The sequence below is a fragment of the Mucilaginibacter sp. P1_D10 genome (assembly GCF_056406215.1).
Genome location: NZ_JBFUAP010000005.1, coordinates 165,857 through 191,253, shown reverse-complemented (window position 1 = coordinate 191,253; position 25,397 = coordinate 165,857). Strand labels below are relative to the sequence as shown.

Sequence of the window (25,397 nt, the reverse complement as noted above, 5' to 3'; positions counted from 1 at the left end):
TCCCAAATCTATATTTTTCCGCTATAAATTTTTGGCATTTTTATATCTGCGTAAATCCATGGTATAAGGGTATTCGGGGCTTACCACCTCGTTGGTAATGGTGTACTGCGGTAATATGTTCATTTTGGTTACGAAACGGCCGCCGGTAGTTTGCTGCGCGGCGGCAGGTTCTACCAGGTTTACCGAATGCCCAAAATCGAAGAAGCGGGAAATGATACGCGATTCGGCCTCGTAGCTGTTCACCGGGAAGGTATCATAACTGCGGCCGCCCGGGTGCGATACATGGTATTGGCAGGCTGCTACGGATTTCTGCGTCCAGGTGTCGAACAAATCGAAAACCAGCGGGGTATCCGTGCCAATGGTGGGATGTAGCGCCGATGGCGGCTGCCAGGCACGGTAACGCACGCCTGCAATATATTCGCCTTGTACGCCCGTGCTTTTCAGCGGGATTTTGAGGCCGTTGCACAGGAAGGTGTAGCGCGAATCGGTAAGGCCGGATATTTTTACCTGTACGCGCTCCAACGACGAATCGACGAAGCGGGAAGTGCCGGTGCTCGACATCTCTTCGCCCAGTACGTGCCATGGCTCTATGGCCATTTTTATCTCAATGTTGATATCATCTACCTGCAGCTCGCCCAGGAATGGGAAACGGAAGCTGAAGAAGGGCTCGAACCAGGAGATATCGAAGCCGTAACCGGCATCGCGCAGGCTGTTTACTACCTCCGTCATGTCCTTTAAGCAATAATGCGGTAGCAGGAAACGGTCATGCAGCTCGGTACCCCAGCGCACCAGTTTGTGGTTATAAGGGGTTTTCCAGAACCAGGCCAGCAGCGTGCGGATGAGCAGGAACTGTACCATGCTCATGCGGTAATGCGGTGGCATATCAAAACCGCGGAATTCGAGTATCCCCAGCCTCCCGCTCGATGAATCGGGCGAGTAGAGCTTATCGATGCAGAACTCCGAACGGTGCGTGTTGCCGGTGATATCCGTTAAAAAGTGGCGGAAGATACGGTCGACCAGCCAGAACGGCACTTCGTTCTCGGCTCTTTCGGGCACCTGCTGGAAGGCGATTTCCAGTTCGTACAGGTTTTCCATGCGGCCCTCATCTACCCGTGGCGCCTGGCTGGTTGGCCCGATGAACTGGGTAGAGAACAGGTACGACAGCGATGGATGGTGCTGCCAGAAAGTGATGAAGCTGCGCAATATATCCGGCCGGCGCAACAGCGGACTATCCGCAGGGGTTTCGCCGCCAAGGGTTACGTGGTTGCCGCCCCCCGTGCCGGTATGCCTGCCATCGATATTGAATTTTTCTGTAGCCAGGCGCGATTCCGCTGCCTTTTTATAAAGGATATCGTAATTGGTGGCCAGTTCGCGCCAGCTGGCTGCGGGGTGGATGTTCACCTCGATAACCCCCGGATCAGGCGTTATCATCATTTTGGTAACGCGGTTATCGGTAGGCGGGTCGTAGCCCTCTATCAGCACCGGCATTTTTAATTGCTGCGCCGTGCGTTCAACGGCGTTAACCAGGTATAAATAATGCTCGAAATAACTGGTAGGCGGGAAGAAGATGAACAACTTACCCTGCCGCACCTCTACCACCAATGCGGTCTTGAATATGATTTTGCTGTTGTTGAATTTTGCGCCTACAGACGGGATAAGATGGTCGCCATCCGGCAGTGCTTCTACATCGGCAAACAGGCTCCTTTCGGGCAGTTGTTCCTGCTCGGCCGGGTCGTAATATTGTATCGAATCCAGCGGAAGGCGCAGCCCTACGGGCGAATTGCCCGGCACAACAAACAGGTTGTTGCGGCGGAAACTCCATTTACAGCTTTGCCAATTGCTTTGCTCCAGATCCCACTTGATAGGTATCACATAGCCAACAGGCTCGTTGAGGCCGGTGTTGAGCAGCTCGGCCAGTTTTTGCCTTTCCAAAGGCGATTTCAAGTCAACATTTAGCGGGTCTACATTTATCGGGGTTTTGCTTTCTTCCCACAAAAAGTAAAAAGGATCCTCGTAGGTTGGGGCGATGTTTTTGGTATCCAGATGCAGCTCTTTGGCCAGCATCCGCATAAAGTTTTTAGCATCCTTTGGGCCAAGGCCGTAATCTTTGGAGATATCGGCCATCAGCTTATCGTTGTTCCACATCGGCACATGGTCCTTGCGCCAGTAGCAGGCCAGTTTCCAGCGGGGGAGGGGTTCGCCGGGGTACCATTTGCCCTGCCCGTATTGCATCAGCGCGCCATCGCCGTATTCGTTCTTTAGCTTATGGAACAGGATATTGGAGAGGCGGCGTTTATGCTCCCCATCGGCGGCGGAGTTCCATTCCGGGGCCTCGTTATTGTCTACAGATACGAAGGTAGGCTCGCCACCCATGGTAAGGCGCACGTTGTTGGCGGCAAATTCTTCGTCAACCTTATCGCCCAGGGCCATAATATCCTCCCATTGCTCATCAGAGAAGGGTTTGGTTACCCTTGGTTTTTCTTCAATACGGGTGATGGTGTTCTCAAAGTGGAATTCGGTTTCGGCAGGCTCGGCCATGCCGCTGATGGGTGCCGCGCTCTGCGGGTCCGGCGTACAGGCCAGCGGGATGTGGCCCTCACCGGCAAACAGGCCGGAGGTAGGGTCGAGGCCCACCCAGCCGGCACCGGGGAGGTAAACTTCCGTCCAGGCATGCAGGTCGGTAAAGTCTTCTTCGGGGCCGGATGCGCCGTCTAATGATTTGATATCCGGCCTTAGCTGCACCAGGTAACCAGATGCGAAACGGGCGGCCAGCCCGAAATGGCGAAGCAATTGCACGAACAGCCAGGCAGTGTCGCGGCAGGAGCCTGATTTAAGCCCTAAGGTTTCCTCGCAGCTTTGTATGCCCGGCTCCATCCGGATGTTGTAGGAGATGGTGAGGTACAGCAAGCGGTTAAGGCTCACCAGGAAATCCTGTGTAACGGTATTTTTTTTGAGCAATTCGGCGGCTTTTTCGGTAAGCTCCATCAGCAGGGGGCCGCGCTCGGTTATCTCCAGGTAGGGCACCAGGTTTTTCTGCAGCGAATCCTCGTACTCGAAAGGGTAGTGGTTGGCGTATTCCTCCACGAAGAAATCGAAGGGGTTTATCACCACCATATCGGCAATCACCTCAACATCTATCACAAATTCGTTCACCTTCTCGGGGAACACGATGCGGGCCAGGTAATTGCCAAAGGGGTCCTGCTGCCAGTTGATGAAGTGCTTCTCGGGCAGTATCTTAAGCGAATAGCCTTTGATCATGGTACGCGAATGCGCGGCGGGGCGCAAACGGATAACCTGCGGCGACAGCGTGATATGCTTGTCGTATTTATAACTTGTAAAATGACGGATTGCTACTTTTATCGACATCGGCTACGTTTTATGTTATAAACATAGCCTATTTATAGTAAAATACGTAACAAAAGGGTTGTTTTTTTGTAGGAATTGAAAAAAAAGGAAGAGAAGGTAGCAGGAATGGCGCGAGCTTGGGGAGTGGACCGTTTGAAGGATAAGCCTGCTTCTTTAAATATTGATTGTTGAAGTGGGCAGTAATCTGTTTTGCGCCGAGTGTAATGTGATTTTAATCATTTAATTGGCATCCAATTATTTGCAACTTTGTTACTACCCCAAAGTTGAGACCTTTAAAACGGGCCATCAATTTAAACTCATCTATAATGGAAATGAAAAAAATGCCATCAGGTATGGATCATAGCAAAATGCAGCACGGTCATGATGTACATAAAGGCATGTCGGAACATGACCACCATGCGATGATGATCGCAGATTTTAAAAAGCGGTTTTATGTAGTGCTACTTCTTACTATACCTATTATGCTGCTGTCCATGCAGATTCAGCAATGGCTGCATGTAGATCTCAGCTTTACAGGATCGCCTTACGTGCTTTTTGCATTAGCCTCCATTGTGTTTGTTTATGGCGGCTGGCCGTTTTTAACAGGGTTGGCGGACGAGGTAAAATCGAAAAACCCCGGCATGATGTTTCTGATCGGCTTTGCCATCACCGTTGCTTACAGCTATAGTGTTGCGGTTGTTTTTGGTTTAAAGGGTATGGACTTTTTTTGGGAACTGGCCACGCTGATCCTGATTATGCTACTGGGCCATTGGATAGAAATGAAGTCGGTAATGGGCGCATCTAATGAACTGGAATTGCTTGTGCAGTTGATGCCATCGGACGCACACATGGTTATGAAGGATATGGTGCATGATGTAAAGACCGATACGCTGAAAGAGAACGATATTATCCTGGTGAAACCGGGTGAAAAGGTGGCAGCAGACGGCATCATATTAGAAGGTGAAAGCTACCTGAATGAATCTATGCTGACGGGAGAATCCAAACCCGTACAAAAAATAAAAGGCGATAAAGTAATTGCGGGCTCTATCAACGGCAATGGGTCCTTTAAAGTAACCGTATCGCACGCTGCTAAAGATTCGTATCTCTCGCAAGTGGTTAAACTGGTTGACGATGCGCAAAAATCCAAATCACAAACGCAGTTGCTGGCAGATACAGCTGCCCGATGGCTGACCGTAATTGCGTTGGTTACCGGCATCGCTACCTTTCTGTATTGGTATTTAACCGGGCAAACATTAGCTTTTTCGATGGAAAGGATGGTGACGGTTATTGTGATCTGCTGCCCTCATGCCCTGGGGCTTGCCGTGCCATTGGTAGTTGCCAAATCAACAGCCTTGTCTGCAAAGCATGGTTTGCTAATTAAGAACAGGACCGCTTTTGAAAACGCAAGAAGAATCACTACGATTGTATTCGATAAGACGGGCACGCTCACAGTTGGGAAGTTTGAGGTATCAAAAGTGATTTCCTTAAATAAGGACTTTAATGAAAACGAGCTCATTCGTATGGCATCTGCGTTGGAACAAAAATCAGAGCACCCTATCGCCACAGGCATCCTGCAAAAGGCCGAGGATTTAAAAATCGCTATCCCAAAGGCGGATAATTTTAAGGCGATTACAGGGCAGGGCGTGGAAGCAATCGTAGAGGGCAAAAGCATCGGGGTTGTTAGCCCTGGTTATTTAAATGAGAATAAGTTAAAAGTTCCTGATAGTTTTGAAGCTAATGATACGGAAACGGTGGTTTTTGTATTAATCGATAAAAAATTGGCAGGATACATCGCACTATCAGATGAAATCAGGCCGGAGTCGGCAGAAGCGATTAATATCCTGAAGAAAGAAAATATCAAATCGATATTGCTTACCGGCGATAATAGTAAAGTAGCTGCCAGTGTTAGCAAAACATTGGGGATGGATAGTTTTATTGCCGAGGTATTGCCTCACCAAAAACTGGAAAAAATAAAAGAACTACAAAGCAAGGGCGAGTTTGTAGCCATGACGGGCGACGGCGTTAACGATGCACCTGCATTAGCCCAGGCAGATATTGGCATAGCCGTGGGTTCGGGTAGTGATATTGCTGCAGAAACCGCAGGAATTGTTTTGGTAAACAGCAACCCGAAGGATATCGTCAGCCTGATCTTGTTCGGTAAAGCTACCTACCGTAAAATGGTTCAAAACCTGGCCTGTGCAACAGGTTACAATGTAATAGCGCTACCGCTGGCTGCTGGTGTATTGTATAGCCAGGGTATTGTGTTAAGCCCGGCTGCAGGAGCGGTTCTAATGACAGTAAGCACGGTTGTGGTAGCTATTAATGCAAGCCTATTAAAAGTAAAAGGGTAGGCTCCCGGGCGCGTAGCCCCACCACTTGATCCACACCGGATAATAATGCCAAAGCAACATTAAAGACAAATAAAGGGCGACAAACAATCTGTGATTTTTTAAAATTTCGACCACTGCAATTGCTTGCAGGCAGAACTCGAATCTGCACCTTTCCCCGCAGGGAACGTCGTACCGATGTAATACAGGTTTACGGCACCTTTAAAAAGAAGAGCGACAATTGCCTGCGTGTTTTGGTATTTGCGTGACAGGCGAAGTAACGCAGGCTTACGGCATCCTGTTTTTTCATAATAAAAGGGCAACAACCAACCTGTGACGTTTTTTTTCCTAAACTACTTCCGGAACTAACCGCTGGCCGGAGTTGAACCGACGTTTCCCCGACATAGCCGGGGTGTTCTAACCGATGTATCACCAGGTTTACGGCACCTTTAAAAAGAAGAGCAACAATTGATCAGCGTGCGGTTTGGCGTTTAAGGCGAAGTAACGCTGATACACGGCATCTTCTTTTTTTCTTTAAAAAGGGTAACAAGCAATAAGTGAGACACGCCTTGCGGCGTTCCTGCTCTGACCAACTGAGCTACACCAACCTTCGCCAAAAGCGAGAAGCTGATGGTTGGACTTGAACCAACGACCCGGACGTTAACATCGAAGTAACACTTATTTACGACACCTTTTTATTTTCAATACCTTTAAAAAGAAGGGCGACAAGCAACAAGTGCCTTTTGCCTGCGTTGTACCGTCTCAACTATCCTTGCGGAACCGGGCTCGAACCGGTGTCTCAGTTTTGGGTTGCGAAGTAACACTTGTTTACGGCACCTTCTTAGTTTTCAATTTCTTTAAAAAGAAGGGCGAAAAGCAATAAGCCGATCTGCACTGTGCTCTATCCAGTTGAGCTACCCTCATACAGAGGGGCCGGGTTCGAACCGGCAACCGCAGCATCCCATCGAAGTAAGGCTTATTTACGGCACCTTCTTTTTGCCCCCTAACCCCCTAAAGGGGGAATTAAAATCAGTATTCAAAAGCTCCCCCTTCAGGGGGCTGGGGGGCTTAATAAAGAGCAACAAGCGAGAGCGGGATATTTGTAAGGAGTTGAACCTTATACGGCTTGCACCGCACTGACCACAGCAGTTCTAATTTGGGCGAAGTAACCCACCTCTAACGGCATCTTTAAGTTTTCAATTCCCTTTAATAAAGAGCGACAAGCGATACAGGACAGGGAAATTGCTCAGGATTCGAACCCACACCATAATTCGCATTACAGTGCCATTTCCCCCTAACCGGTGACTCGAAGTACCCCGCATCTAACGGCATCTTTATGTTTTTTATTTCTTTAATAAGGAGCAACAGGCGACTCGGGACGGGGGAACGCTTTTGGGACTCGAACCCACAGTTTGGCATAACCATACTGACCACCCCCTTAATGAGCGAAGTATCCCGTTTCTACGGCATCCTTAATTTTTAATTTCTTTTAAAAGTATGGGGCTTTAACTTCCCCATACTTATTTATAACGCTACGTTATTTATGGCATCCAGCGCGGTGCCGCCGGCTTCCAAGGCAGCTAGCACCTCAAAAACCTTATCGCTCCAGCCGGCTATCAGGTACACGCCGTTGTTCAGCACCTGCAATGGTGTCTGGCCGTAACCCTTCAGGTCGAACAGGTAGAGCTTTGCATCTGGCGCAACCTGTGCCTTGTAACGCACCCATAGGGCTTGTATATCGTCGGCAGTCTGGCGGCTGTTCCATAGCTGGCAGTCGGTAAATAACATTACCTTATCCATTTTTACGCGGCGCTGCAATATGTCCTTGATAACCAGGTAGCCATTGGTGGAGTAACCCACCTCGCCCTCGCGGCGGTAAAATTCCTGCACGTTGCCCAGTATATGGCTGTTTGGAACCATAATGGTTTTCCAGGTATCGCCGAACATGCCCACCTCCACGTTTTTGCAGCGGCTTTGCAGCAGCATGGCCAGCATCAGGCCCACATCGTACAGCAATATCTTGCTATTGGCCGATACAGCAGTTTGCATGGAACCCGATACGTCGCAAGCCAGCAGCACGCTTGTCTCAGAGCCGAAGCCTTTGATGTTGGCGGCGCTTGCTTGTACTGCTTTTTCCAATGCATCCAGCAGATGGCCGATATAGCCCTTGTTGCTTACAGCTTTGTTATCAGCCAGCAACTCGCGGTACGCCGCCAGGTAACGGAAAGGGAACTGCTTTGCGCGGGCCACCTCATCCGCATCGGCCAAACGGCCGCATACTTTTTCAAAGTGCGCGTAGCTTACGCCGGCCTGCTGTATGTTGCGCAGGTTACGCAGCAGGGCCATGTAACCCAGTTTGCCGCTTTCGATCAGTTCTTCCCACTTGTTGCGGAAGGCCATTGCTTTGGCCTCGGCGCTATCGTAATTCAGCTGACCTATGGCCGATAGCTCGGTTTCCCAGGTGTATGGCGTTTGCAATGTGCCGTTCACTATTTTATCGAAAACCTGCTGCTGTACATGGCTCGCCGCTTTTGGGTGCACCAAAAACAAGGCATCGCGCAGTTTTATGCTGCCATCGCGGTTGTACTTTGCAAACTGGTACTCATCAAACCGGTTAAACGCCGCCGAAAGGCCTTTCTGCATCTGCTTGCTCAGGCGGTTCAGCTTTTTGGTGCCGGTACGCGTGTTGAGCTGTTGGTAGCAGGCCAGCAGTTCGGTTATCTCGTCGGCGCGGTTTACCACGCCTTCGGTAACGCGGGCCACCAGGCCATCGCCGCGGTGCAGGTGCGCCAGTTCGGTAGTCAAAACCAATGGTACCGAGCGCATGTACATTTTGGTGCGGGCATACACTGCCAGCTTACCCACGAATGTTGGGTTGCATTGCGCAATCAATTCGCGCAGGCGGACTAGTCGCGTTTGATCTTTTTCGTAAAAAGAGTCGTTCAAGCTCCAGGTAACCACGGCGGCGTATAGCTCCATTTCGGGGCTCAGCTTATAGGCTTTGGCACCCTCGTGGTTTACCGTTTGGTTTTTGAATTTGCTTAACAGGTTGAATTTCATCTTTTACTCCTTTCTTTTTTTGTTTGTTGATACAAAGGAATAGGGCTACTGCGCAGTGTATTTGCGCAGTAGGAAATATTTTGAAAAAAGTTTAAAATAATTGAGGGATGTGTGATTTTGGGGTATGTTTACGGGTAAATAGCGTAAACCTTAGCCATGCAAGCCACGTTATGATTACCTTTTATTCAAATATTAAAATATGGAAAAGAAAAAATCAATATCATTTACGTTTAGCATCGTAGCAATTATTTTAGGCGTGGTGTTGTTTAAACATTTCGATTTTAAAAATTTAAGATTCGCGCAACCCGCGTTGGATATTGTTTACCTGATTGTTTTTGCAGTTTCGGTTTATATTTTGGTTAGGGGCTTAAGAGGTAAATAAATACGCAGCGGGTTGGCGGTGTGAATCCCATCCGGGTTTTGTAACAAATCCGCAAGTGGGCAATCCAAAAAGAGCATTTAAATTCGATAGCTCAAATGCGCAAACCACTCATGAAATTCCTCCCATTTGATGATTTCAACATCATTACGCCGCTAAGCCCCACCGCAGCAGGAGAACGTTTGCTAAAGGACATGGAGCCTTTGCAGTTTCACGGTTTCACTAGACGATCTTACAAATCTTCTGGCCCTTATTTTTCGGGGTATGCGTTTAACGCAGGTTTTAAATTGCAACCCGTCATTCCGGGTAACAATGTGTTTTTACCGCAAATTACCGTTTCTATCTCACCCTCGAAAAACGGTAGTAGTGTTCACATCAAAATGCAAATACATCTTCCTGCAATGATAGTGATGTTCGTATGCCTCGGTATTTTTTGCCCTGCGGGCATTTCGGAGTTTATAATCAACACGTCAAGGCCCCAATTTGGCCTGGCTACAATTTTTATACTGGCTTTTTGTTTATTTGCATACCTTTTAACCATGTTTTGCTTTAAACCCGACGCGCGCGATGCCAAAGCCAAGCTGCTTAAGATTTTAGACGGGAAGATAGAGCAACAGGACCGGGGGATTTAATGCTATATTTATGAAATACCTACCCTACGATGATTTCAACATCATCACGCCGCTTAGCCCCGCCGAAGTAGAAGAACGGTTGCAAAAGGAAATTGAACCACCAAGAGGATTTAGTTTTACGGCCTTGTTCTTCCAATCATCTGGTTATTACTTCTCCGGCTATATATTGAACGGAAATTTTGAACTGCAGCAGGTCATCAGGGGAAGAAATCACTTTACACCACAAATTACAGGCGTTACCGAACCTGGGATGAACGGAAGCCGCATCCATATTAAAATGAAAATGTATGCCGCCGTAGTTGTATTGCTTTGCATATGGATAGTCGGAACTGCATTAGCAGCTGTTGCCGGCTTTGTGGCAATTTTAACAAGAGGTCAGTCCGTTGCGGCGGTGGTCGTACCTCTGGGGATGTTACTGACTGGATACGTGCTCCCTATGTTTGGGTTTAAACCCGAAGCCGACGAAGTTAAGGCTAGGCTGCTTAAGATTTTGCAGGGGACTATAGAGGAATAAAAAATATTTTTAAAGAATTTCTTGATTTATTAAAAACAATGCGTATCATTGCAGCATGAAAACAATAACAATACCCTGCCAGTTGCCGCGCCCGATCTATCGGAGGTGAATGAGTGTGTATTGAATAAATATAACAGAATACTCAAATCCTCTTAGGTCGGCCTAAGGGGATTTTTTGTTTTAAGGGCATTTTTAGGGTAGTATATCAATTGGTTCAGATTACTCCGTTTGGAACGGAGAGGTTCCCGGTTCGAGTCCGGGTTACCCTACTATTAATGACGGAAATATAGCTTAATGGTTAGAGCAACACCCTTATACGGTGAGGGTTAAAGGTTCAAGTCCTTTTGTTTCCACGTAAGTTGGCCGGTTGCCCGAGCGGTTAGGGTATCCTCAGCAAAAGGATTGCACGCAAGTTCGAATCTTGTGCCGGCCTCGGATGTGTTTATGGACGATAGGGAAGGGAACCCAGCCCTGTTTTAAGAAAGGCAAGCCCGGACAAGCGGGCACTTTAAAAGAAAGAATAGCTGCGGATGCGGGTAGGGGAAGCTGCGTGATGATGTAAAGAAAATTCTGTATTTGGATTATTAAATGATGTCTTGCCTGTTACCCGCTGCCTACGCTATCGCAATAGTGTACTTAGCCACCATGTGGCCTTTATCATCGTGCGAAACCTGCATCAGCAGCGTATCGCGGCGGTGGGTGTCTTTATCGCCCCGTAGCTCAAAATCCTGCGCCATGGTAACCGGGTTTGGCCCTTTGGGGTAAAGCGGACTTTGGAAAACTTTATCCTCCACCTCCTTAGGGAAAAAGAAATTAGTAGTGAGCGGAGCTTTGCCTTCTACACGTACTTTGGCGTGCAGGTGGGTAAGGCGGCCATTATACCAACCGGGGAATACGGCATCAAAGCGGCAAAGGCCCTGTTTATCCGTTACCTGGTAACCCCGCAGCCAGGTTTCGCCAAGTGTTTTTTCCTGCTGATAATCTGAGTAGTGGCCGTTAATGTCGCACTGCCAAATATCCACTATGGCACCGGCAATGGGTTTGCAGTCACTATCCTCCACCTTAAATAGGTAGGTAATGGGCAACCCTTCTTTATGTTCGGCAATATTGGGGCGGTTCAGTTTTTCGTCTTTATAGTAGGGCCCTTCGGGAACGGTCGGGGTGATTGGGTCACCGCAGTCGGTTATGATTGCAACCTTTTTTGACGACGACAGTATGGCTCCTAAAAACGACAGCCCTATGGCGGAGAGGAAGTTTGCTCTTTTCATGGATTGGAAATGATTGACATTAATTGGCCCGATAAATTTACGTATGTTGGGGCTAATATGTGGGAGTTAACGATTAATTATTAACCATTTGAAGCTGTTTTTGTGACGCGAGGGATAAAAGTCGTAAAACATCATTTTCCTGCATCCTTCAAGCCTGTTTGCAAGTGTTGGGTACGTCGCCCACCACTTGATACTACTAGGCTATTTACTTCAGAACGGAGGATAGCAGAAAAACCATAAAATGCCACAATGCAAATCCCGGCAGCATTTTATGGTTTGTTTTAGGCGCTTATTCTATTTAAGAAAGAACGACATCATGCCTAAATGAAATCTAGCGGATTGATTACTTCAATGACATAAGGATTTTGTTCAGTATTGCTTTCAAGCGGGTCTAACTTAAGTGGCGAATGCTTACTTGCGGAAAATTCGCGATAGTTTTCAAACTTCTTTTTCAATCTCACTAAGGTGAAGAATACAGGCACATTCGCTGACCAATCTTTTATAAAAGAAGCTTCGTTATATTTCGATATTTTCAGGTTCAGGGTAGCGTCAATATCTCTTTCCCCAGACCCGGTCGGCACAAGATTCTTTACAGTTCCACTAATCTCAAGTGTTGCTGTATCCGTATTCGATTGCATTATCAGCGCTTTCGCCGCAGTTGTTACGGAGATAAACACGAAATAGTCTTTCCGGTTCAGCGCATTTTGGTGCGGTATTAATTTATCATCCAAACCAATGATGCTTTTAAAGCGCGTTTCCTTGCAGACGATGGCTGACAGGTAAGTCGATTGTATGGTTTAAGGTTAAAAAATTTGTTCTGTGGTAAGACGGTACCAATGCACGAAATTTCTTTCTAATAAACCAATATGGTCGGGTACGCCATATTGATCTTCCATGCCATAAGATACGTAAAAACAGTGGGCTCTCGACGCGCCAACACATCCCGGATTAGTACGTGCATACCTTCGCCCTATGTTACGATAGTTGTGGCGTAGGCCAAGCCAGTAGGGGCCTTGCAAATAGTTTTCTCCGTTATTTAATGTTGCAATGGCCTGTTGATAGGTAAGATTATCCTGTTGATCGTTCCCTTCAATCATTGCTCTTTTTGCCATCACCGCATAGCAAAGCACTGCATAGTCGTAAATTTCCTTATTCGCAAGCTCCTGGAACATTGAGCCCGACACAGCCTGTTCATATTCCTGCGGACTAATCGTTGATTGGAATCCGTCGCGCAGCATAAAATTATAATTACCAGAGTCTTCTAATTGGGAATGAAAGATTTGATTAAGACCGAAAATTTCGATGCCGGCTTTAATGATAGCGATGCTAACGCAATTTCCCGTTCCTCCCTGCCGGAAGGAGCGGATAATTTCAAGGTTTGTCATTTGATTGATTTGGTTAGGTGTTTGTTTCAGTATAAATGACCATTAAAAAATATCGTTAGGTCATTGTTAACTTTACTATTCTTTCCTTTGGGCGGTACACGGTAGCGCAAAAATCGAAAGTGCTCACACATTTCTAAGTCAGTTTTTTACATGATAGCTTAGACGTACAGTGTGTAAACTTGGGCGCCATTCCTCTTATCGCAATCTGTATATTCCACATCTGAATAAGGTGAATCTTCAAAAAACGGATCAGGGGTCAACTTAGCATCCCGCTATCGGCTTTCTCCCATCACTTCAAATTCTTCACCAAACAAATAAAAGGCGAGGTGGCCCTTTGAGCGATATGGCCATGGGCATCAAGCCGTATGGTTTTCGTGCGTATCGAATCGGATTCGTTGCCGCCTACGGTAACGATAAAGCCTCCCTGGGCATCGCTGCCTTTTTCGATGATGATAGCCGTGTGGGATTCGTATTGGGAATGCGCGGCAGCATAAGCGTAATTGAACTGGTTACCGTTGCGGTTGTTGTGCAGGATATCGCCAACCTCGGGTGCAAGCTCCCCGAAAGGATAGCCCCGGAAAACGCCTTGGTTACTGGTTTTGTTTTTAATCGCATGAAACACAAATTCTGAATGCCTGCTGCTGAAGTGGAACTCGGCACTGGTTGCCCCGGCCTGTTTAACGCACCAGGAAATAAATACCGCCGACCATGGCGTGGATACCCCGGGGAACGGGCCAATGCCGGTCCAATAATGTGGGATCTGACTTTTTAGAGGATCGTGCGTTTCAGTGTAAGCGTGGTAGGCGTTGTACTGCCCCCTGGCAGTATCAACAAGCGATTGTACGTAAGGAGTCATTTTGAGTAAGGGTTAAGATGGTGAGGTTATTCACCTTATTGCAGCAGCAATAAAGCACAGCAATGTAGCCAGACTTTGCTTGCCTAAATAGCGTGGAATAACCCTTTTTTGTACCGTATTTATACGGTGGGAGGGTTTGGGTTTTAATCGCGAGCCGCACAAATCATTACTTTGCAATTGGTTGCCTTGCATGCGGGGCCACAAGTGAGGACACTTGCGGCAGTGGTGGGAGGGTGCCGAAATCGGCATGACGAACCCTAATAAATCTTCCGCCCGAAGCTGTTCTTGGGCGGAAGATTATTTTCCTCAGGTTTAATTTACCCTTTACAAACTCGGGTCAAATTCTACGATCCATTCGATGCCGTATTTATCCCTGAACATGCCGGCGTAGGTACCCCAGGGGCCTTCGCCTATAGGGCCTTCAACATCTCCACCCGCCGATAGACCGTTGAATATTTTGTCGGCCTCTTCGCGGCTTTCCGTGCTTACGGCTATTTTCGATCTGTTCTCGGCTTCGTTTACCCGCCCCATAAATTCGGGCACGTCGTTGGCCAATAGCACATTGTTTTTGCCAAGAGGGAGTGCGATGTACATTATTTTTTCCGCCTCATTTTCCGGTACCTGGAATTCGGCGCTTGCCAGGTCTTTGAAACGGATGATCTTCGTAAACTCGCCGCCAAAAACCGATTTGTAAAAGGTGAATGCTTCTTCGGCATTGCCATTGAAGTTGATCCAGGGATTAATTGCTCTCATAATTTTTATGTTTAAATTGTTTAATTTCTCTACTTACGTTTTTGTTGATCTATTCAGGAACATGTTTTCGGCGTTTTTTTATTCCCCTCTTGAGAGGGGGCGGGTCGGCCTTGTGCGGTGGCAGGGGTGTGTTAGCCACTATGCAATAGTGTAAAGCATGGTGCAGAAACACACCCCTCCGCCCCTCTAAGAGGGGAATCGCACAGTCCCGGCTCTTTTCGATCCTCCGACCACCCAAGCCGACAAAAGCTTATGATTTATTTCTGCGATAAGGTTGCCAACAGATTCTCCAGATTCACCAATGTTAGCTTAAATCCTATTGTGAAGCCTTCCAGCAGGCTTTCCATCCGTTCGAACGATTCATTGTAAATGTTGATACGCACGGTAGTCGTACCGTTTTGTTCGCTGAAATTGTAATCCCATTCCGATCCCGGCAATTGAGGGTTTTCGTGCTCGTCGGCAAAGGAATTATACATTTTATAGTTGGTTTTCGGCGTTATGGAAGTGTACTTTTGCAGCGACCAACGCTCTTGCCCATCAGGGCTTATCATCGCATAAAACCTCTTCCCTCCAACTTCAAAATTCATGTGTTTGGTTACGGCGCGCATAGGCGCAGGGGCGCTCCATTGGTCAAGCAGTTCCTGTTTGGTGAACGCATCCCATACCAAATCCTGTGCGGCATCAAATTCCCTGGTTATCGATACCGTTTTGGCTGCCTTGTCAACGGTGAAATCAAATAGCAAATCGTTGTTCATTTTCCCTGGTTTTTTATGGTTGATAATACTTTGTCGAGCTGATTGAACTGTGTTTCCCAATTTTTCCTGAACTGGGCCACCCAAATGTCGAATTCCTGCATTTTTTTTGCGTTAAAGTGGTAATAAATCTCTCTGCCGGCCTGTTCGGGCCTTATTAAATCGCATTCGTGCAATACCTTAATATGTTTCGATACCGCCTGCCGGCTCATGTCGAAGTTTTCGGCCATGGCATTTGGGGTTAATGCCCTCAGGGCAATCAAAGTTAAAATGGCCCGGCGTGTAGGGTCGGCAATGGCCTGGAATATATCTTGTTTCATCTTTTAATATCCAAATGTGCAACTCTCTGGTTGCAAATATATATGCAACTTTTGGGTTGCGCAAATTTATTTGAAAATAGTTTGGGGAAGGGGGGAAGGAACGAGGCAACGGGTTTAGACACTCGCGGCAGATGTATGCGCTTTTATTTCATCCGTTAGGATATATAAACCAAGGGTTAATATTATTATTAAATTAATATCATTTTGGTTAATTTGCGGCAAAAACCATCCTACATGAAAAAACAACTTATTAGAAACTACTTAGTTTTAACATTATGCCTGGTGTGCTCTGTTAACGCCCGTGCGCAATTTGGTGGCCTCGGCAAAAAACTGCTGGATAAAGGCACAGAGGTAGTCTCCGGCGGCGGATTGAACAAAATACTGAAACAGCCACAAGCCATCACCACCAGTTTTAAAGACGTTGATAAAAAGGGCTCCAAGCCGCCTTCATTCACCGAGGGGCAACAACCTCAACCTTTGTACCTGTTACCCAAGGCCCCAACCGGCGGCTTTAAACTTTGCGAAGGTTTTTACGAAATGACCAACAAAAGCTATTGCCTGCATGCCGGTACCCGCGGCCCAAGCAGTGGCGATGGCTATATGCTGGCGCCTGTTTTGGGGCCCAAAAAGGATGTGGTGATATTGATCCTGAAAAATGCCGAGAAGCACCCCGAGGTTGCCCAGCGCAGCATACAGGTATTGCTTTGGGCCATTATTGCCCGCACCCGTTTTGTTGATATGGGCAACGATATTAAGCTTACCGCAAGCACCCTCTTAACGCCGCAGCAATTGCTGATGCTGGAGGGCGGCGCACTGGGCGTATTACCGGCAAGCCTTATGGATAAAGCCAAAGGGGAGTTGCCTCCGGCCGTACAGGCGGTGTTTGAGGCGGAGAACAATATCCGCAGGCTTGCGGCATCCGGCTCGTCATCGTACGAAGACATGGAGAAATATGCCGTACTTGCCGGGCTTGCCCCGCAGCCCGACCCGGAAGTACCCTCGGGCATATGGAGCTTGCACCCTGATGGGTACTACATCCGGTTTATCCCCAGCGGCTATTCGATCACCAAAACACAAATTTATGTACCCAAAGAACTTATCGCCACCAGGCCCGACCTGGTGTACGATGCCCCCAACGGTATTGCCTGCCCCGCAAACGTAGGTTCGCAGCGCCTTGCGCAAACCAACGAACCCCTGCACCCCGATTATACGCAAAAGCTAAAAACGATTTGCTTTAGTAAATAAGTAAAACCGCCGGGTAGCAATAAGCTGCCCGGCGGTTGTTTTTTATATCGGCTTTCGAATGATAGTTTATATATTTGATAAACAACGAACAACGCTGATGTGTTTTTTGGTAAGGTTGAAAATGCTATGACAAAATTAAGCCGTTATACAAATTTTGATGATCTGAAAGCCAGCAAAAAAGCCGACAAACCGGTACCTGTTGGCCGCGAAATAAAACCGGCTGAATTGGAAGGGTTTTTTAACCTTTTGAGGAACAACCTGGTAACCGAAAAGGCTAAATCAAAAGAAACTATTGTTCATGAAGAATAGTTTGGTGGGCAGCATAGTTGATGTTTGTAAGGTGCTGCAAAAGCACGGCGTAAAATATCTTATCGTAGGGGCACTGCGGTAGCCTTGCACGGTTATTTCAGGGTGACTAAAAATCCTGACGGATCCACTGCTGATAAACATGATCTTGATTTTTGGTACAATCCTACCTACGAAAACTACTACAGTTTGCTTAAAGCGCTGGAAGAGCTTGGACTCGATACTATGGAATTTAAAGAAGAGAAATCTCCAAATCCGAAAAAGTCATTTTTCAAATTTGAAAATGATGTCTTTACGCTCGATTTTTTGCCGGAACTAAAAAAGCTTAGGTCATTTAGCTCTTCTTTCAAAGCAAAGGGAATTGTAAAGCTACAAGAAACAGAAATTTGGTTTATAAACTATGAAGACCTGTTAAAGGAAAAGCAGGAAAATGCAAGAGCCAAAGATATAGAGGACATAGAGCAATTAAAAAGAATCAGAGGCATCGAATAAGGCTCCGTTTTCCACGAATGCTACCACTTTCCCCAACGCCGCATACCTGCCCAGAGCAGGTTTTTTCAAAGAGACCCGGGGACATCTAAATTTCTCTTTCCTAATTTTCATCATAATTTTCCATCTCGGTAAGAGCACCCCAACTACCGCTTTCCTCTATCGGGCAATCCTTTACTTTTTCAAAGCTGGGAAGAGCAATATTATTGTCTGTCATTAAAGAAAGTATATTGATTAAATAGGGCATTGATATTTCTGATTTGAACTTTCCGTATAAATTCGATATTCCCACCCAATAAGTATTCTCAATAATTTCATTTATCAATACGCTGCGTGTATAATACAATTTCAACTCGCTTATTATGTCAACCGAAATCATTTTATAATCAGCTAAGCCAATTTGCTCGTCCAATATAAAACCAGGCATCATTTCTTGCGCCTCTGCTTGCCAGTCATCCAACTGGTTGGAGAAAACATATAATCGTAACAGGTCATCGAGAACAATAGGCAAAGCCGGTATTTTTTCGTGAGCTATTGCGCGTTTTATACATAAATAGGCATATATGTACCGTCCTGTTATTGAAATACGTTGAAAATCTGTTATTATATTTTTGTCCATAGTTTAGTCTGTAATTGGTTAGCCACGGGTAGCCCACCACTTTTCCCGCCCGGATACTCGCGCCAGAGGGGAGGGGCAGTGTAGATTTTGTCCTGGTGCCGCAGGGTCCTTTTTCAAAGAGACCCTGCGGAAACTTCCAAAACTTCCAATTAAGGCTTAATTAGCTACCTTGCAGGTGAGGCACGAGTACACTTCCGCACTTGGCCTACGCTGCATACTCACGCCAAAAGTGGCATGCTTAATTTAAAGGTTTTAAATTATCAAAATAATCCGACGAAAATAATATAGAAACTAATTCTTTCATTCCTTCCAATGTTATTTCTTGCACAATTAATAACCCCGGTATTGCTATGTAATGCTCGTCCTGTATATCTTGTTGCAATCTAACAGAGTCATAAAAGCAAACCTTATACATAAGGTTATTTGGTAATGTAACGTGTACATTATCACAAAAGCCCTTCGACCTTATTTCTTCTTCATATAATTCGATATCAAATTCAAAATCCAGAACAGGTTTATTTTCCATTGTTGGTTGTATGGATTGTTTTAATTTGTTTTAAAAGGCTTCGCATTCTGCCGCGAATAAGCAGGGGGCGGCAGGAGCGGGGCGTACGCGTGACTTTTTTTATCAGACTCAGATAACGCCTACTTTGCACGCCGGGCACGCGTAGCTCACCACATAAACCAAGCCCGGATACTCACGCAAGAGTGGGCACGCGTGCCGCATGTGCTATAACGGTCCTTTCTCTAAGACACCAGGTAATAGGGCAGTAACAACCGGTGCTAAAATGGACAGCGCAACTTTTAAGCTCTCTAACGGCGATTGGTCAATTGCGAATTTGCTGGCCCATATCGTTTCCTCGGGCGTTCCGGCCAGCGTAGCCGAGATATGTTCTGCTGTGCTGCGCATGCGAAACGCTATCGGCAGGTAAAGTAATGCCAAAAACAGCGTAAAGGTCAATCCATATAGGTAAGTAAATTCCTTGGGGAGCATGCCATCTTTTTTCACACCATCAATCAGTATCTCCGCGCCAATCGCCCGGCGCAGGGTATCTGTAGTCAGGATCGAAAGGACGATAAGAGCAGCGTCAACGGTAAGGAAAAATTTAAGGCTGCTTTTCAGGAAAGTAAAATCAGCTGCGAGTGCGGCCCAGTCGATTGATTTTTTGTTGGCTCCCAGCCAGCCCAGTTTACTGATGGCCTGGTTAATCAGCAGCTGTCCGGCCATGCCCAGGAGCCCGGAAAACAGGCAAATACCAATCAAATTTTTAACCCGGTACGGGTGATGCAGCAACACATCGCCCCTGACCATCAAATCAGCGAGCATCAGCACATTTTTACTGCTGCTCGTTTTATACATTAATCCACCTAAAGTAATGATTATCAATGCGATTGCTAATTTTTGCCATAACGTGAATTGAAATCGCAAGCAAAGCTGGTAGATTGCGCCCCATAGGATAGGCTGTAGTGCCAGTGCCGCGCCCACCGTAACCGAGACCAGCGCAATCCACACAAGGAAGGTTGGATTATAGGTTAGGTAAAACAGGCGGTAATCCATCACCTTGTCAGGTGTGCCAACAGGCTTTTTGTTCAGCGCCATACTTGAGGGATGAACGGTAACCTTGAAAGTATCCACCAGCGGATATTGCCCGTTCACCATTGTTGCGCTTGAATCTACTATGGCCCAATGCAGTGTACGGTTGGCGCTCATTTTAACATCGGAGGTTAGGTAAGCCATAGTGCCCACCATGCCCGCAGCGCCCAGCAGGATTACCAGCAAGATTAGCCAGGCCGGCGCAGGTTTATTACTTTGTGAAGCCATTGTATGTTTGTTTTGCGGTTTTAGGTTTTCTTTCAGATAAAGCTACATGATTTTAATGAAATTTTAACTTGCGTTTATCTATTTGGCATAAGCGCGGGCTCCGGAGGGGCATATTTCAGAAAAGTTTAGGAAAATTGAAAAATGTGCATTAATTATACAGAAGCAAATCGGGCAGGCGAACATGGCCGCCCATATGGCGAGTATGCAGGGTAGGTGCGGGGTGTACCTGTCACTTATTTTATCAAACTCAGATAATCCCTATTTTGCATGCAGGGCACGAGTAGCCCACCACTTAGACCAAGTTGGATATTCGCGCCAATTAGGGATTCGTAATCAAAATTCTTCAAAAGTATCGCGCGGTTCAAATTCCATCACGGTAAAAACGATACTTCTATTCGTCTGATCAAGTTTAAAAGATAAATTGTCTTTGCGCTTGTACTGTCTGTCTTGATCATCACAGCCAAAGTAGATGTCAACCTCAAATTCAACTTCTACCGACCCGCTAAGGAGGTGTCTGTCTGCGAAATCGACAGATACAACCTCAAAATCATCGATGGACGGTGAGCCTTCGCCAACGAATTGCTGCAGTAAATTCCAGCACACTGTTCTTTTGGTTTCTTTATCATTCTCAAGTATTTGAGCAATAAATTCGTATTGGGTCGGATCGTCGTTATGCTTCATATCGCGCCAGCGATTCGCTAAATAGGGTAATGTAAAAGTTGCCATAAACCAAATATAAGGAACGGTTTTCGCAAACGCTAAATTGTAAAAGTCTGTGAGTGTTTGCAGTAAGCTATCTGACCCTGCTTATGAATTTATGGTATCAAGCAAAGTAGCTTGTAATGAAGTTTTATGATTTTGAGAAGGGCTTATAGCCGGGTTAAAGTGATTCGTACTCATCAGCAATCACTTCAATCTTTAGACATAAAAAGGTCAACGCATAACTTAACTGCCAAACCCGATGTTCTTCCTGTATCACAGGATCGATTTTAGGGTCAGGGAATCTTTCCTGCCATGTCTGTTGATAGTCGTAATCCTTGAATTGTGAATTTTCAAATCCCGTTTTGATCCTGCTCAATTTAAAAGAAATTAGATTATTGTAAGATAATTCCTCAATAATATGGGGGAAATTGAGTTCGAAAGTAAATATAGTCTTTACTTGCTCCCAAACAGAAATTAATGCGAAACTCTCTGAGTCATGCGCTGCTTTGTTTCTTACTTTTCTTAATGCGTTGAGCGACAAATAAAGTTTTTTGTCGATAATTCGAAATGCATATAATAATTCGATTTTTCCTGAAAAGGAACTAAGTGCACCTGGGTAGTTGAATAAACGGGATTTATATGCCTTGGAATTTTCGGGGATGATGACTGATAATAATTTTTCCAGATAGTTTTCAATCTTACTTGTACCAACGAGCACAGCACCTCGTTCTGATTCATTGGTTAGGCTAAAAGCAAATTCAAAATTGAGTTCGCCGTAAGTGCTCAATTTCATTTTTTCTAAAATTTTTTCTTGGTGTGAAATCATTTATTAAACTTTGGATTTAAAGCCCAAATGGCGAAATGTTCTAAAGCTTCTGCTTCTCTTTTAGATTCGCAAATATGTATTTTAAATTTGCATTGCAGCGTGATATAATTGACAGCCAAGTGGCGTTCTAAATAGATCTCATTCTTCAAAAATTTACGAATTAAAGTATGGGTCGATTCGTGTTTTAAATCTACACCAAATCTAATATTGAATTTATTAGTGCTACCCACATAGATAACTTCGTAATCAGGCGAGTAAATTATATACACTCCAGTTACGTTTTTTTGATCTTTTACATAATTGAATGGCAAGAAATTGCTTGCGAAGAGTTTTTTATACGAAGCTTGCAAAATATCAAAATGATCCATTAGTGTTTTTTGGTTATCCTTAGCACAGAGTGTATTGTTGCCAAGTAAAAATAAAATATCCAACTATACCAGACCGCTTTATCATAATCTGTTTTTTGATCGAGATTATGATGTCTAATACCAAAATTATTGGCGATATAAAATATGTCATTTTCGTCTTTTTTATTTAGATGTTTCTTTATTTCAGGCCTTAAAAATTCCAAAACATCAGCCAAGTCTCTAATTGCCTCCTTTCTGTCGTCAAGGGTAGATTTATGTCGTCGAAATTTAAGTATAGAATTATCGATTTTATTTCTAATATTGACATCGTCGTTTGTCGGAATGTTGGCTGCAAATAGAGTAGATAGTCCATTTTCAGAAAGTGTTAAAATTTCTCCGGCGTTAGATATCTCAAAGCCACCCAGATATTCATTTAGAATAGGGTTTATTAATTCGCGGAAGTGTCTCTGGCCTTCATCGTCATTAAATTCTTGAAAATGATATCCACAATCGTTGTATTGGTGGTAATATCCGTTCAATCCTTTAGAGGTATGGTCGTGTAAAAATTCAAGCATGTCGAAAAAATCATCTTCCGTATACGAAGCCAATTTTTCGTGAATAGGATATAGATTTTCTTTCCTTAAATTAATGAAGATCATCTCGTTTACATCGCCCCCTAACTCACCTTCCATAAAACCATCGTAACAGTCTGTACCAAAATATTTTTGGAAATAACCATCACGATACAATTTATTGTAAGTAATCAAAAAAAGCTTTTTCAATATTTCAAAATTCATTTTTTCTTCCGCCGCCATTTTTCCGGTGCGTACTGAATAATAATTCCTCTTAATCATAGCTTTAAATAAATTTTAAATATACATTGAAAGAATAGCTTTCGCGATTCGCTTAACTCGATAGGTCATTGTGGGGCAGAACCTAACCTAAGTACCGCTACCCCTGCTTTTCAAATACACTCAACATTTTCCTGCAGTAAACAATATAAACTCATCCTCCTCCAACTCAAAATAGTTCTCTTTCAAACTCATATCCCGGCTATTTAATACCCGGTGGTTTTGTATGGGGTCGGCTTCGTTTCCGCTCCAGCAGCAATAGTATTCCACGGTACTGTGGGTTGTCAATTCATTAAGTAAGTCTAATAAGGCTTGCGACGAACTTTTCCTGTCCTGCCAGTTAGGGTCATCATAAAACTGCGATTGAAAGCTGAACCCGCAGGAGCAGCCGCCATCTGCACCAACGTGATATACATACGGCAGGGTAAACTTACCCGCCAGCCTTTCCAGTTCACCAGCATCCGGCACGGACAAGCAAAGTTTCGATACGCCGTCTACAAATTCCGTTGTAGGTCGCGGTGTGGGGGTAGCTATAAATACGGTGTAACACATCTTATTCTTTGTTAAATTTTAATAGAACCATTTCCTTGCCGCTGCCTTTCCCAAACCCAAGTGTAAACCCATAGCCGGATTAACTGTTCCACCCCCGATTTTAAATTTATTTTTCCAATTTATATAAGTAGTTATTAGTTAAATACTTATATAAGTTATCTCAACAACAGGGGTGTTCCAAAGTGTTCCACAAAAAACTGCAACTATTTGATAGTCAACACTAATTTAAAAATAAGTGTTCCATATTCAAAAGTGGGACACCTGGCAGCGTCGGCCTTAACCCCTCCCTGCCTTTGCGCACTCCTTCGGCAAGCTTAGGATGACCCCGCGCGTCATCCACAGGAAGAGGATTTTAGCCACCCTCAGTAAACTGCCCACCGCCCACCGCCAACTGCTACCGCCACTGCAACTCCAACCTCAATCCTCCGGCCTTTCCTTCGGGTCCGCCATCCTTACAATCCTCGGCTCAAATTTCGCCAGCACTTCTACCAAACCTTCCTGCGCGGCCATTACGGTGTGGATATCCTTATAGGCCATCGGGGCCTCGTCCATATCGCTGCCCATCAGGGTGATGCGTTTATCAACCAGGTTGGCGGCAATTGCGGCTGCGTCCAGCGTCCTAAACGCTGCGCTGCGGCTCATGGCACGGCCCGCACCGTGGCTGGCCGAGTTGATGCTGGCTGCATCGCCTTTACCGCGCACCAAAAAGCCGGGGGTGCTCATGCTGCCGGGGATAATACCCAGCACGCCTTCGCCGGCCGGGGTGGCGCCTTTACGGTGTACCATCACCTCGGTACCATCGGCCAACTGCTCGCGCCAGGCAAAATTGTGGTGGTTCTCTATACGGGTAAGCGGCGTAATACCCAGGGCACGCGCAATTTTGTTGTGTATCTCGTGGTGGTTGGCGCTGGCGTATTCGCCGGCCAGGTTCATGGCAATCCAGTATTCCTGCCCTTCGTCTTTATCCAGGTCCAGCCAGGCCAGGTGTTTGGCTTCGGGCGGCAGCTTGGTTTTGGTCATGGCAATTTTGCTGTAGTAATCGGCCACGCTGCCGCCAAACCCGCGCGAGCCGGAGTGGGAGAGCAGTGCCAGGTATTCCCCTGCGGGGATACCGTCCAAGGCGCCTTCAGTAAGGGTCAATTCGCCCCATTCCACAAAATGGTTACCGGTGCCGCTGGTACCCAGCTGCGCGTAGGCTTTGTCCTTCAGGTTACGTATCACCTTGGTTTCGTTCCAGGTTTTGCTATCGAACAGCGAGCTGTCGTGGTAAGCCCTGGTGGTACCGCCAATGCCGAAGTTGGTATGGTTAAGCAGCAGGCCCTTCAGCAGGTCGGTTTCGGTATCCACCGTCGCCGCAGGCAGGTGGAAAATGCTCAGGCACATACGGCAGGCAATATCCACGCCCACCGCAAAAGGGATAATGGTATTGGCCGTGGTGGCCAGCACCCCACCGATGGGCAGGCCGTAACCCTGGTGCGCATCGGGCATCAGCGCGCCGGCAACAGTAATGGGCAACTGCATGGCGGTTTTCATCTGCGCAAGCGCGCCAACTTCTATATTTTCAAGTCCCCATACCGGGAAATCGGCTATCTCTTCCTTCAGCTTAAAATTGCTGCGCTGCTGCTTTACAAATTTGCCCTCTTTACGCAGGGCGATCACGTCTTCGGCCAGGTTTTTGAACTTGCCGCCTTTTTTGAGGGCGTAAGGCATCGGGTCGTCAATCAGGGCTTCCAGGTTGGCCAGTATCTGGGCTTTGTCCATTACGCCGTGCTTAAGCAAGCCATTGGCCACGCGGCTGAAGTTTACCAGTACGTCAACTTCGTTGATGCCGAGGGCTTTTAATTCGTTGTTGGATACTTTTTCTTTCAGCCCCGCTGCGCCTTCATGGAACAGGTTTGGGGCGGTTGTTTCCCTTTTCATGATACAAAGTAATATAGCTACTGCGCAATGTATTTGCGCAGTAGAGAATATTTTGATAAATTCGTCTGAACTCGAATTTTAAGGAATTTATTGAATTGGCAGAATCTAAGCACACGAATATCATTCT

At 46.1% G+C, this 25,397-nt stretch carries 24 protein-coding genes and 3 tRNA genes; 9 read left to right on the top strand and 18 right to left on the bottom strand.

From position 1 onward, the window contains the following. Positions 1 to 21 precede the first annotated feature (21 nt). Positions 22 to 3,366 carry a transglutaminase family protein gene (locus AC1DYT_RS09590; protein ID WP_477469400.1) on the bottom strand — a complete coding sequence of 1,115 codons (3,345 nt, stop codon included), beginning with the start codon at positions 3,364 to 3,366 and terminating at the stop codon, positions 22 to 24. 305 nt (positions 3,367 to 3,671) lie between these two features. Between AC1DYT_RS09590 and AC1DYT_RS09585 the strand changes: the two genes are divergently transcribed. Continuing rightward, positions 3,672 to 5,696 (top strand): copper-translocating P-type ATPase, encoded by a 2,025-nt coding sequence (locus tag AC1DYT_RS09585; protein WP_477469399.1) that lies wholly within the window; start codon positions 3,672 to 3,674, stop codon positions 5,694 to 5,696. Positions 5,697 to 7,196: 1,500 nt separating this feature from the next. Here AC1DYT_RS09585 and AC1DYT_RS09580 read toward each other — a convergent pair. Further along, on the bottom strand, positions 7,197 to 8,732 hold the full coding sequence (locus AC1DYT_RS09580; RefSeq protein WP_477469398.1) for a TROVE domain-containing protein: 1,536 nt from the start codon (positions 8,730 to 8,732) through the stop codon (positions 7,197 to 7,199). A 199-nt stretch (positions 8,733 to 8,931) separates the two neighbouring features. Between AC1DYT_RS09580 and AC1DYT_RS09575 the strand changes: the two genes are divergently transcribed. From AC1DYT_RS09575 to AC1DYT_RS09555, 5 genes are all read left to right on the top strand, one after another. Continuing rightward, on the top strand, positions 8,932 to 9,114 hold the full coding sequence (locus AC1DYT_RS09575; protein WP_477469397.1) for a hypothetical protein: 183 nt from the start codon (positions 8,932 to 8,934) through the stop codon (positions 9,112 to 9,114). Positions 9,115 to 9,753: 639 nt separating this feature from the next. Further along, positions 9,754 to 10,257: a hypothetical protein gene (locus AC1DYT_RS09570; protein ID WP_477469396.1), complete on the top strand. Its 504-nt coding sequence runs from the start codon at positions 9,754 to 9,756 to the stop codon at positions 10,255 to 10,257. A gap of 194 nt (positions 10,258 to 10,451) precedes the next feature. Beyond that, positions 10,452 to 10,526, top strand: a tRNA-Pro gene (locus tag AC1DYT_RS09565). 11 nt (positions 10,527 to 10,537) lie between these two features. After that, positions 10,538 to 10,610 (top strand) — tRNA-Ile (locus AC1DYT_RS09560). An 8-nt stretch (positions 10,611 to 10,618) separates the two neighbouring features. Next, positions 10,619 to 10,690, top strand: a tRNA-Cys gene (locus AC1DYT_RS09555). 181 nt (positions 10,691 to 10,871) lie between these two features. Here the strand turns inward: AC1DYT_RS09555 and AC1DYT_RS09550 are convergent. The 7 genes from AC1DYT_RS09550 to AC1DYT_RS09520 form a co-directional block, all read right to left on the bottom strand. Continuing rightward, entirely contained in the window at positions 10,872 to 11,525 is a 654-nt protein-coding gene (locus AC1DYT_RS09550) for a dioxygenase family protein (protein ID WP_477469395.1), read from the bottom strand. Between the two features lie 320 nt (positions 11,526 to 11,845). After that, positions 11,846 to 12,256, bottom strand: a complete 411-nt coding sequence (locus AC1DYT_RS09545; protein ID WP_477469394.1) for a hypothetical protein — start codon at positions 12,254 to 12,256, stop codon at positions 11,846 to 11,848. 72 nt (positions 12,257 to 12,328) lie between these two features. Continuing rightward, a complete protein-coding gene (locus AC1DYT_RS09540; RefSeq protein WP_477469393.1) occupies positions 12,329 to 12,910 on the bottom strand; it encodes a hypothetical protein in 582 nt (193 codons plus the stop codon). Between the two features lie 289 nt (positions 12,911 to 13,199). After that, the gene (locus AC1DYT_RS09535) at positions 13,200 to 13,766 is read right to left on the bottom strand and encodes a DUF2272 domain-containing protein (RefSeq protein WP_477469392.1); all 567 of its coding nucleotides are present in this window, start codon (positions 13,764 to 13,766) and stop codon (positions 13,200 to 13,202) included. Between the two features lie 324 nt (positions 13,767 to 14,090). Next, positions 14,091 to 14,519: a VOC family protein gene (locus AC1DYT_RS09530; protein ID WP_477469391.1), complete on the bottom strand. Its 429-nt coding sequence runs from the start codon at positions 14,517 to 14,519 to the stop codon at positions 14,091 to 14,093. Between the two features lie 257 nt (positions 14,520 to 14,776). Beyond that, positions 14,777 to 15,274 carry an SRPBCC family protein gene (locus AC1DYT_RS09525; RefSeq protein WP_477469390.1) on the bottom strand — a complete coding sequence of 166 codons (498 nt, stop codon included), beginning with the start codon at positions 15,272 to 15,274 and terminating at the stop codon, positions 14,777 to 14,779. After that, positions 15,271 to 15,591 carry an ArsR/SmtB family transcription factor gene (locus AC1DYT_RS09520; protein ID WP_477469389.1) on the bottom strand — a complete coding sequence of 107 codons (321 nt, stop codon included), beginning with the start codon at positions 15,589 to 15,591 and terminating at the stop codon, positions 15,271 to 15,273. The genes AC1DYT_RS09525 and AC1DYT_RS09520 overlap by 4 nt, the downstream gene beginning before the upstream one ends. Positions 15,592 to 15,825: 234 nt before the next feature. Between AC1DYT_RS09520 and AC1DYT_RS09515 the strand changes: the two genes are divergently transcribed. The 3 genes from AC1DYT_RS09515 (at position 15,826) to AC1DYT_RS09505 (ending at position 17,634) form a co-directional block, all read left to right on the top strand. Then, on the top strand, positions 15,826 to 16,836 hold the full coding sequence (locus AC1DYT_RS09515; RefSeq protein WP_477469388.1) for a hypothetical protein: 1,011 nt from the start codon (positions 15,826 to 15,828) through the stop codon (positions 16,834 to 16,836). Between the two features lie 126 nt (positions 16,837 to 16,962). Further along, positions 16,963 to 17,145, top strand: a complete 183-nt coding sequence (locus AC1DYT_RS09510; RefSeq protein WP_477469387.1) for a hypothetical protein — start codon at positions 16,963 to 16,965, stop codon at positions 17,143 to 17,145. 102 nt (positions 17,146 to 17,247) lie between these two features. Continuing rightward, positions 17,248 to 17,634, top strand: a complete 387-nt coding sequence (locus AC1DYT_RS09505) for a hypothetical protein (RefSeq protein WP_477469386.1) — start codon at positions 17,248 to 17,250, stop codon at positions 17,632 to 17,634. A 100-nt stretch (positions 17,635 to 17,734) separates the two neighbouring features. On the opposite strand, the gene AC1DYT_RS09500 is transcribed toward AC1DYT_RS09505, so the two are convergent. The 9 genes from AC1DYT_RS09500 to AC1DYT_RS09460 form a co-directional block, all read right to left on the bottom strand. After that, positions 17,735 to 18,250, bottom strand: a complete 516-nt coding sequence (locus tag AC1DYT_RS09500) for a hypothetical protein (protein ID WP_477469385.1) — start codon at positions 18,248 to 18,250, stop codon at positions 17,735 to 17,737. Positions 18,251 to 18,488: 238 nt separating this feature from the next. After that, positions 18,489 to 18,776, bottom strand: coding sequence for a hypothetical protein (locus AC1DYT_RS09495; protein ID WP_477469384.1), 288 nt, complete (start codon positions 18,774 to 18,776; stop codon positions 18,489 to 18,491). A gap of 204 nt (positions 18,777 to 18,980) precedes the next feature. Beyond that, entirely contained in the window at positions 18,981 to 20,072 is a 1,092-nt protein-coding gene (locus AC1DYT_RS09490) for a hypothetical protein (protein WP_477469383.1), read from the bottom strand. Positions 20,073 to 20,405: 333 nt separating this feature from the next. Further along, the gene (locus AC1DYT_RS09485; RefSeq protein ID WP_477469382.1) at positions 20,406 to 20,798 is read right to left on the bottom strand and encodes a hypothetical protein; all 393 of its coding nucleotides are present in this window, start codon (positions 20,796 to 20,798) and stop codon (positions 20,406 to 20,408) included. A 154-nt stretch (positions 20,799 to 20,952) separates the two neighbouring features. Further along, positions 20,953 to 21,600 carry a hypothetical protein gene (locus AC1DYT_RS09480; protein ID WP_477469381.1) on the bottom strand — a complete coding sequence of 216 codons (648 nt, stop codon included), beginning with the start codon at positions 21,598 to 21,600 and terminating at the stop codon, positions 20,953 to 20,955. After that, the gene (locus tag AC1DYT_RS09475; RefSeq protein ID WP_477469380.1) at positions 21,597 to 21,968 is read right to left on the bottom strand and encodes a GIY-YIG nuclease family protein; all 372 of its coding nucleotides are present in this window, start codon (positions 21,966 to 21,968) and stop codon (positions 21,597 to 21,599) included. Before AC1DYT_RS09475 ends, AC1DYT_RS09480 begins: the two co-directional genes overlap by 4 nt. Further along, entirely contained in the window at positions 21,968 to 22,801 is an 834-nt protein-coding gene (locus AC1DYT_RS09470) for a hypothetical protein (protein ID WP_477469379.1), read from the bottom strand. Before AC1DYT_RS09470 ends, AC1DYT_RS09475 begins: the two co-directional genes overlap by 1 nt. Before the next feature lie 120 nt (positions 22,802 to 22,921). After that, on the bottom strand, positions 22,922 to 23,350 hold the full coding sequence (locus AC1DYT_RS09465; RefSeq protein WP_477469378.1) for a hypothetical protein: 429 nt from the start codon (positions 23,348 to 23,350) through the stop codon (positions 22,922 to 22,924). Between the two features lie 417 nt (positions 23,351 to 23,767). Continuing rightward, the gene (locus AC1DYT_RS09460; RefSeq protein WP_477469377.1) at positions 23,768 to 25,270 is read right to left on the bottom strand and encodes an RtcB family protein; all 1,503 of its coding nucleotides are present in this window, start codon (positions 25,268 to 25,270) and stop codon (positions 23,768 to 23,770) included. Between the last annotated feature and the right edge of the window lie 127 nt (positions 25,271 to 25,397).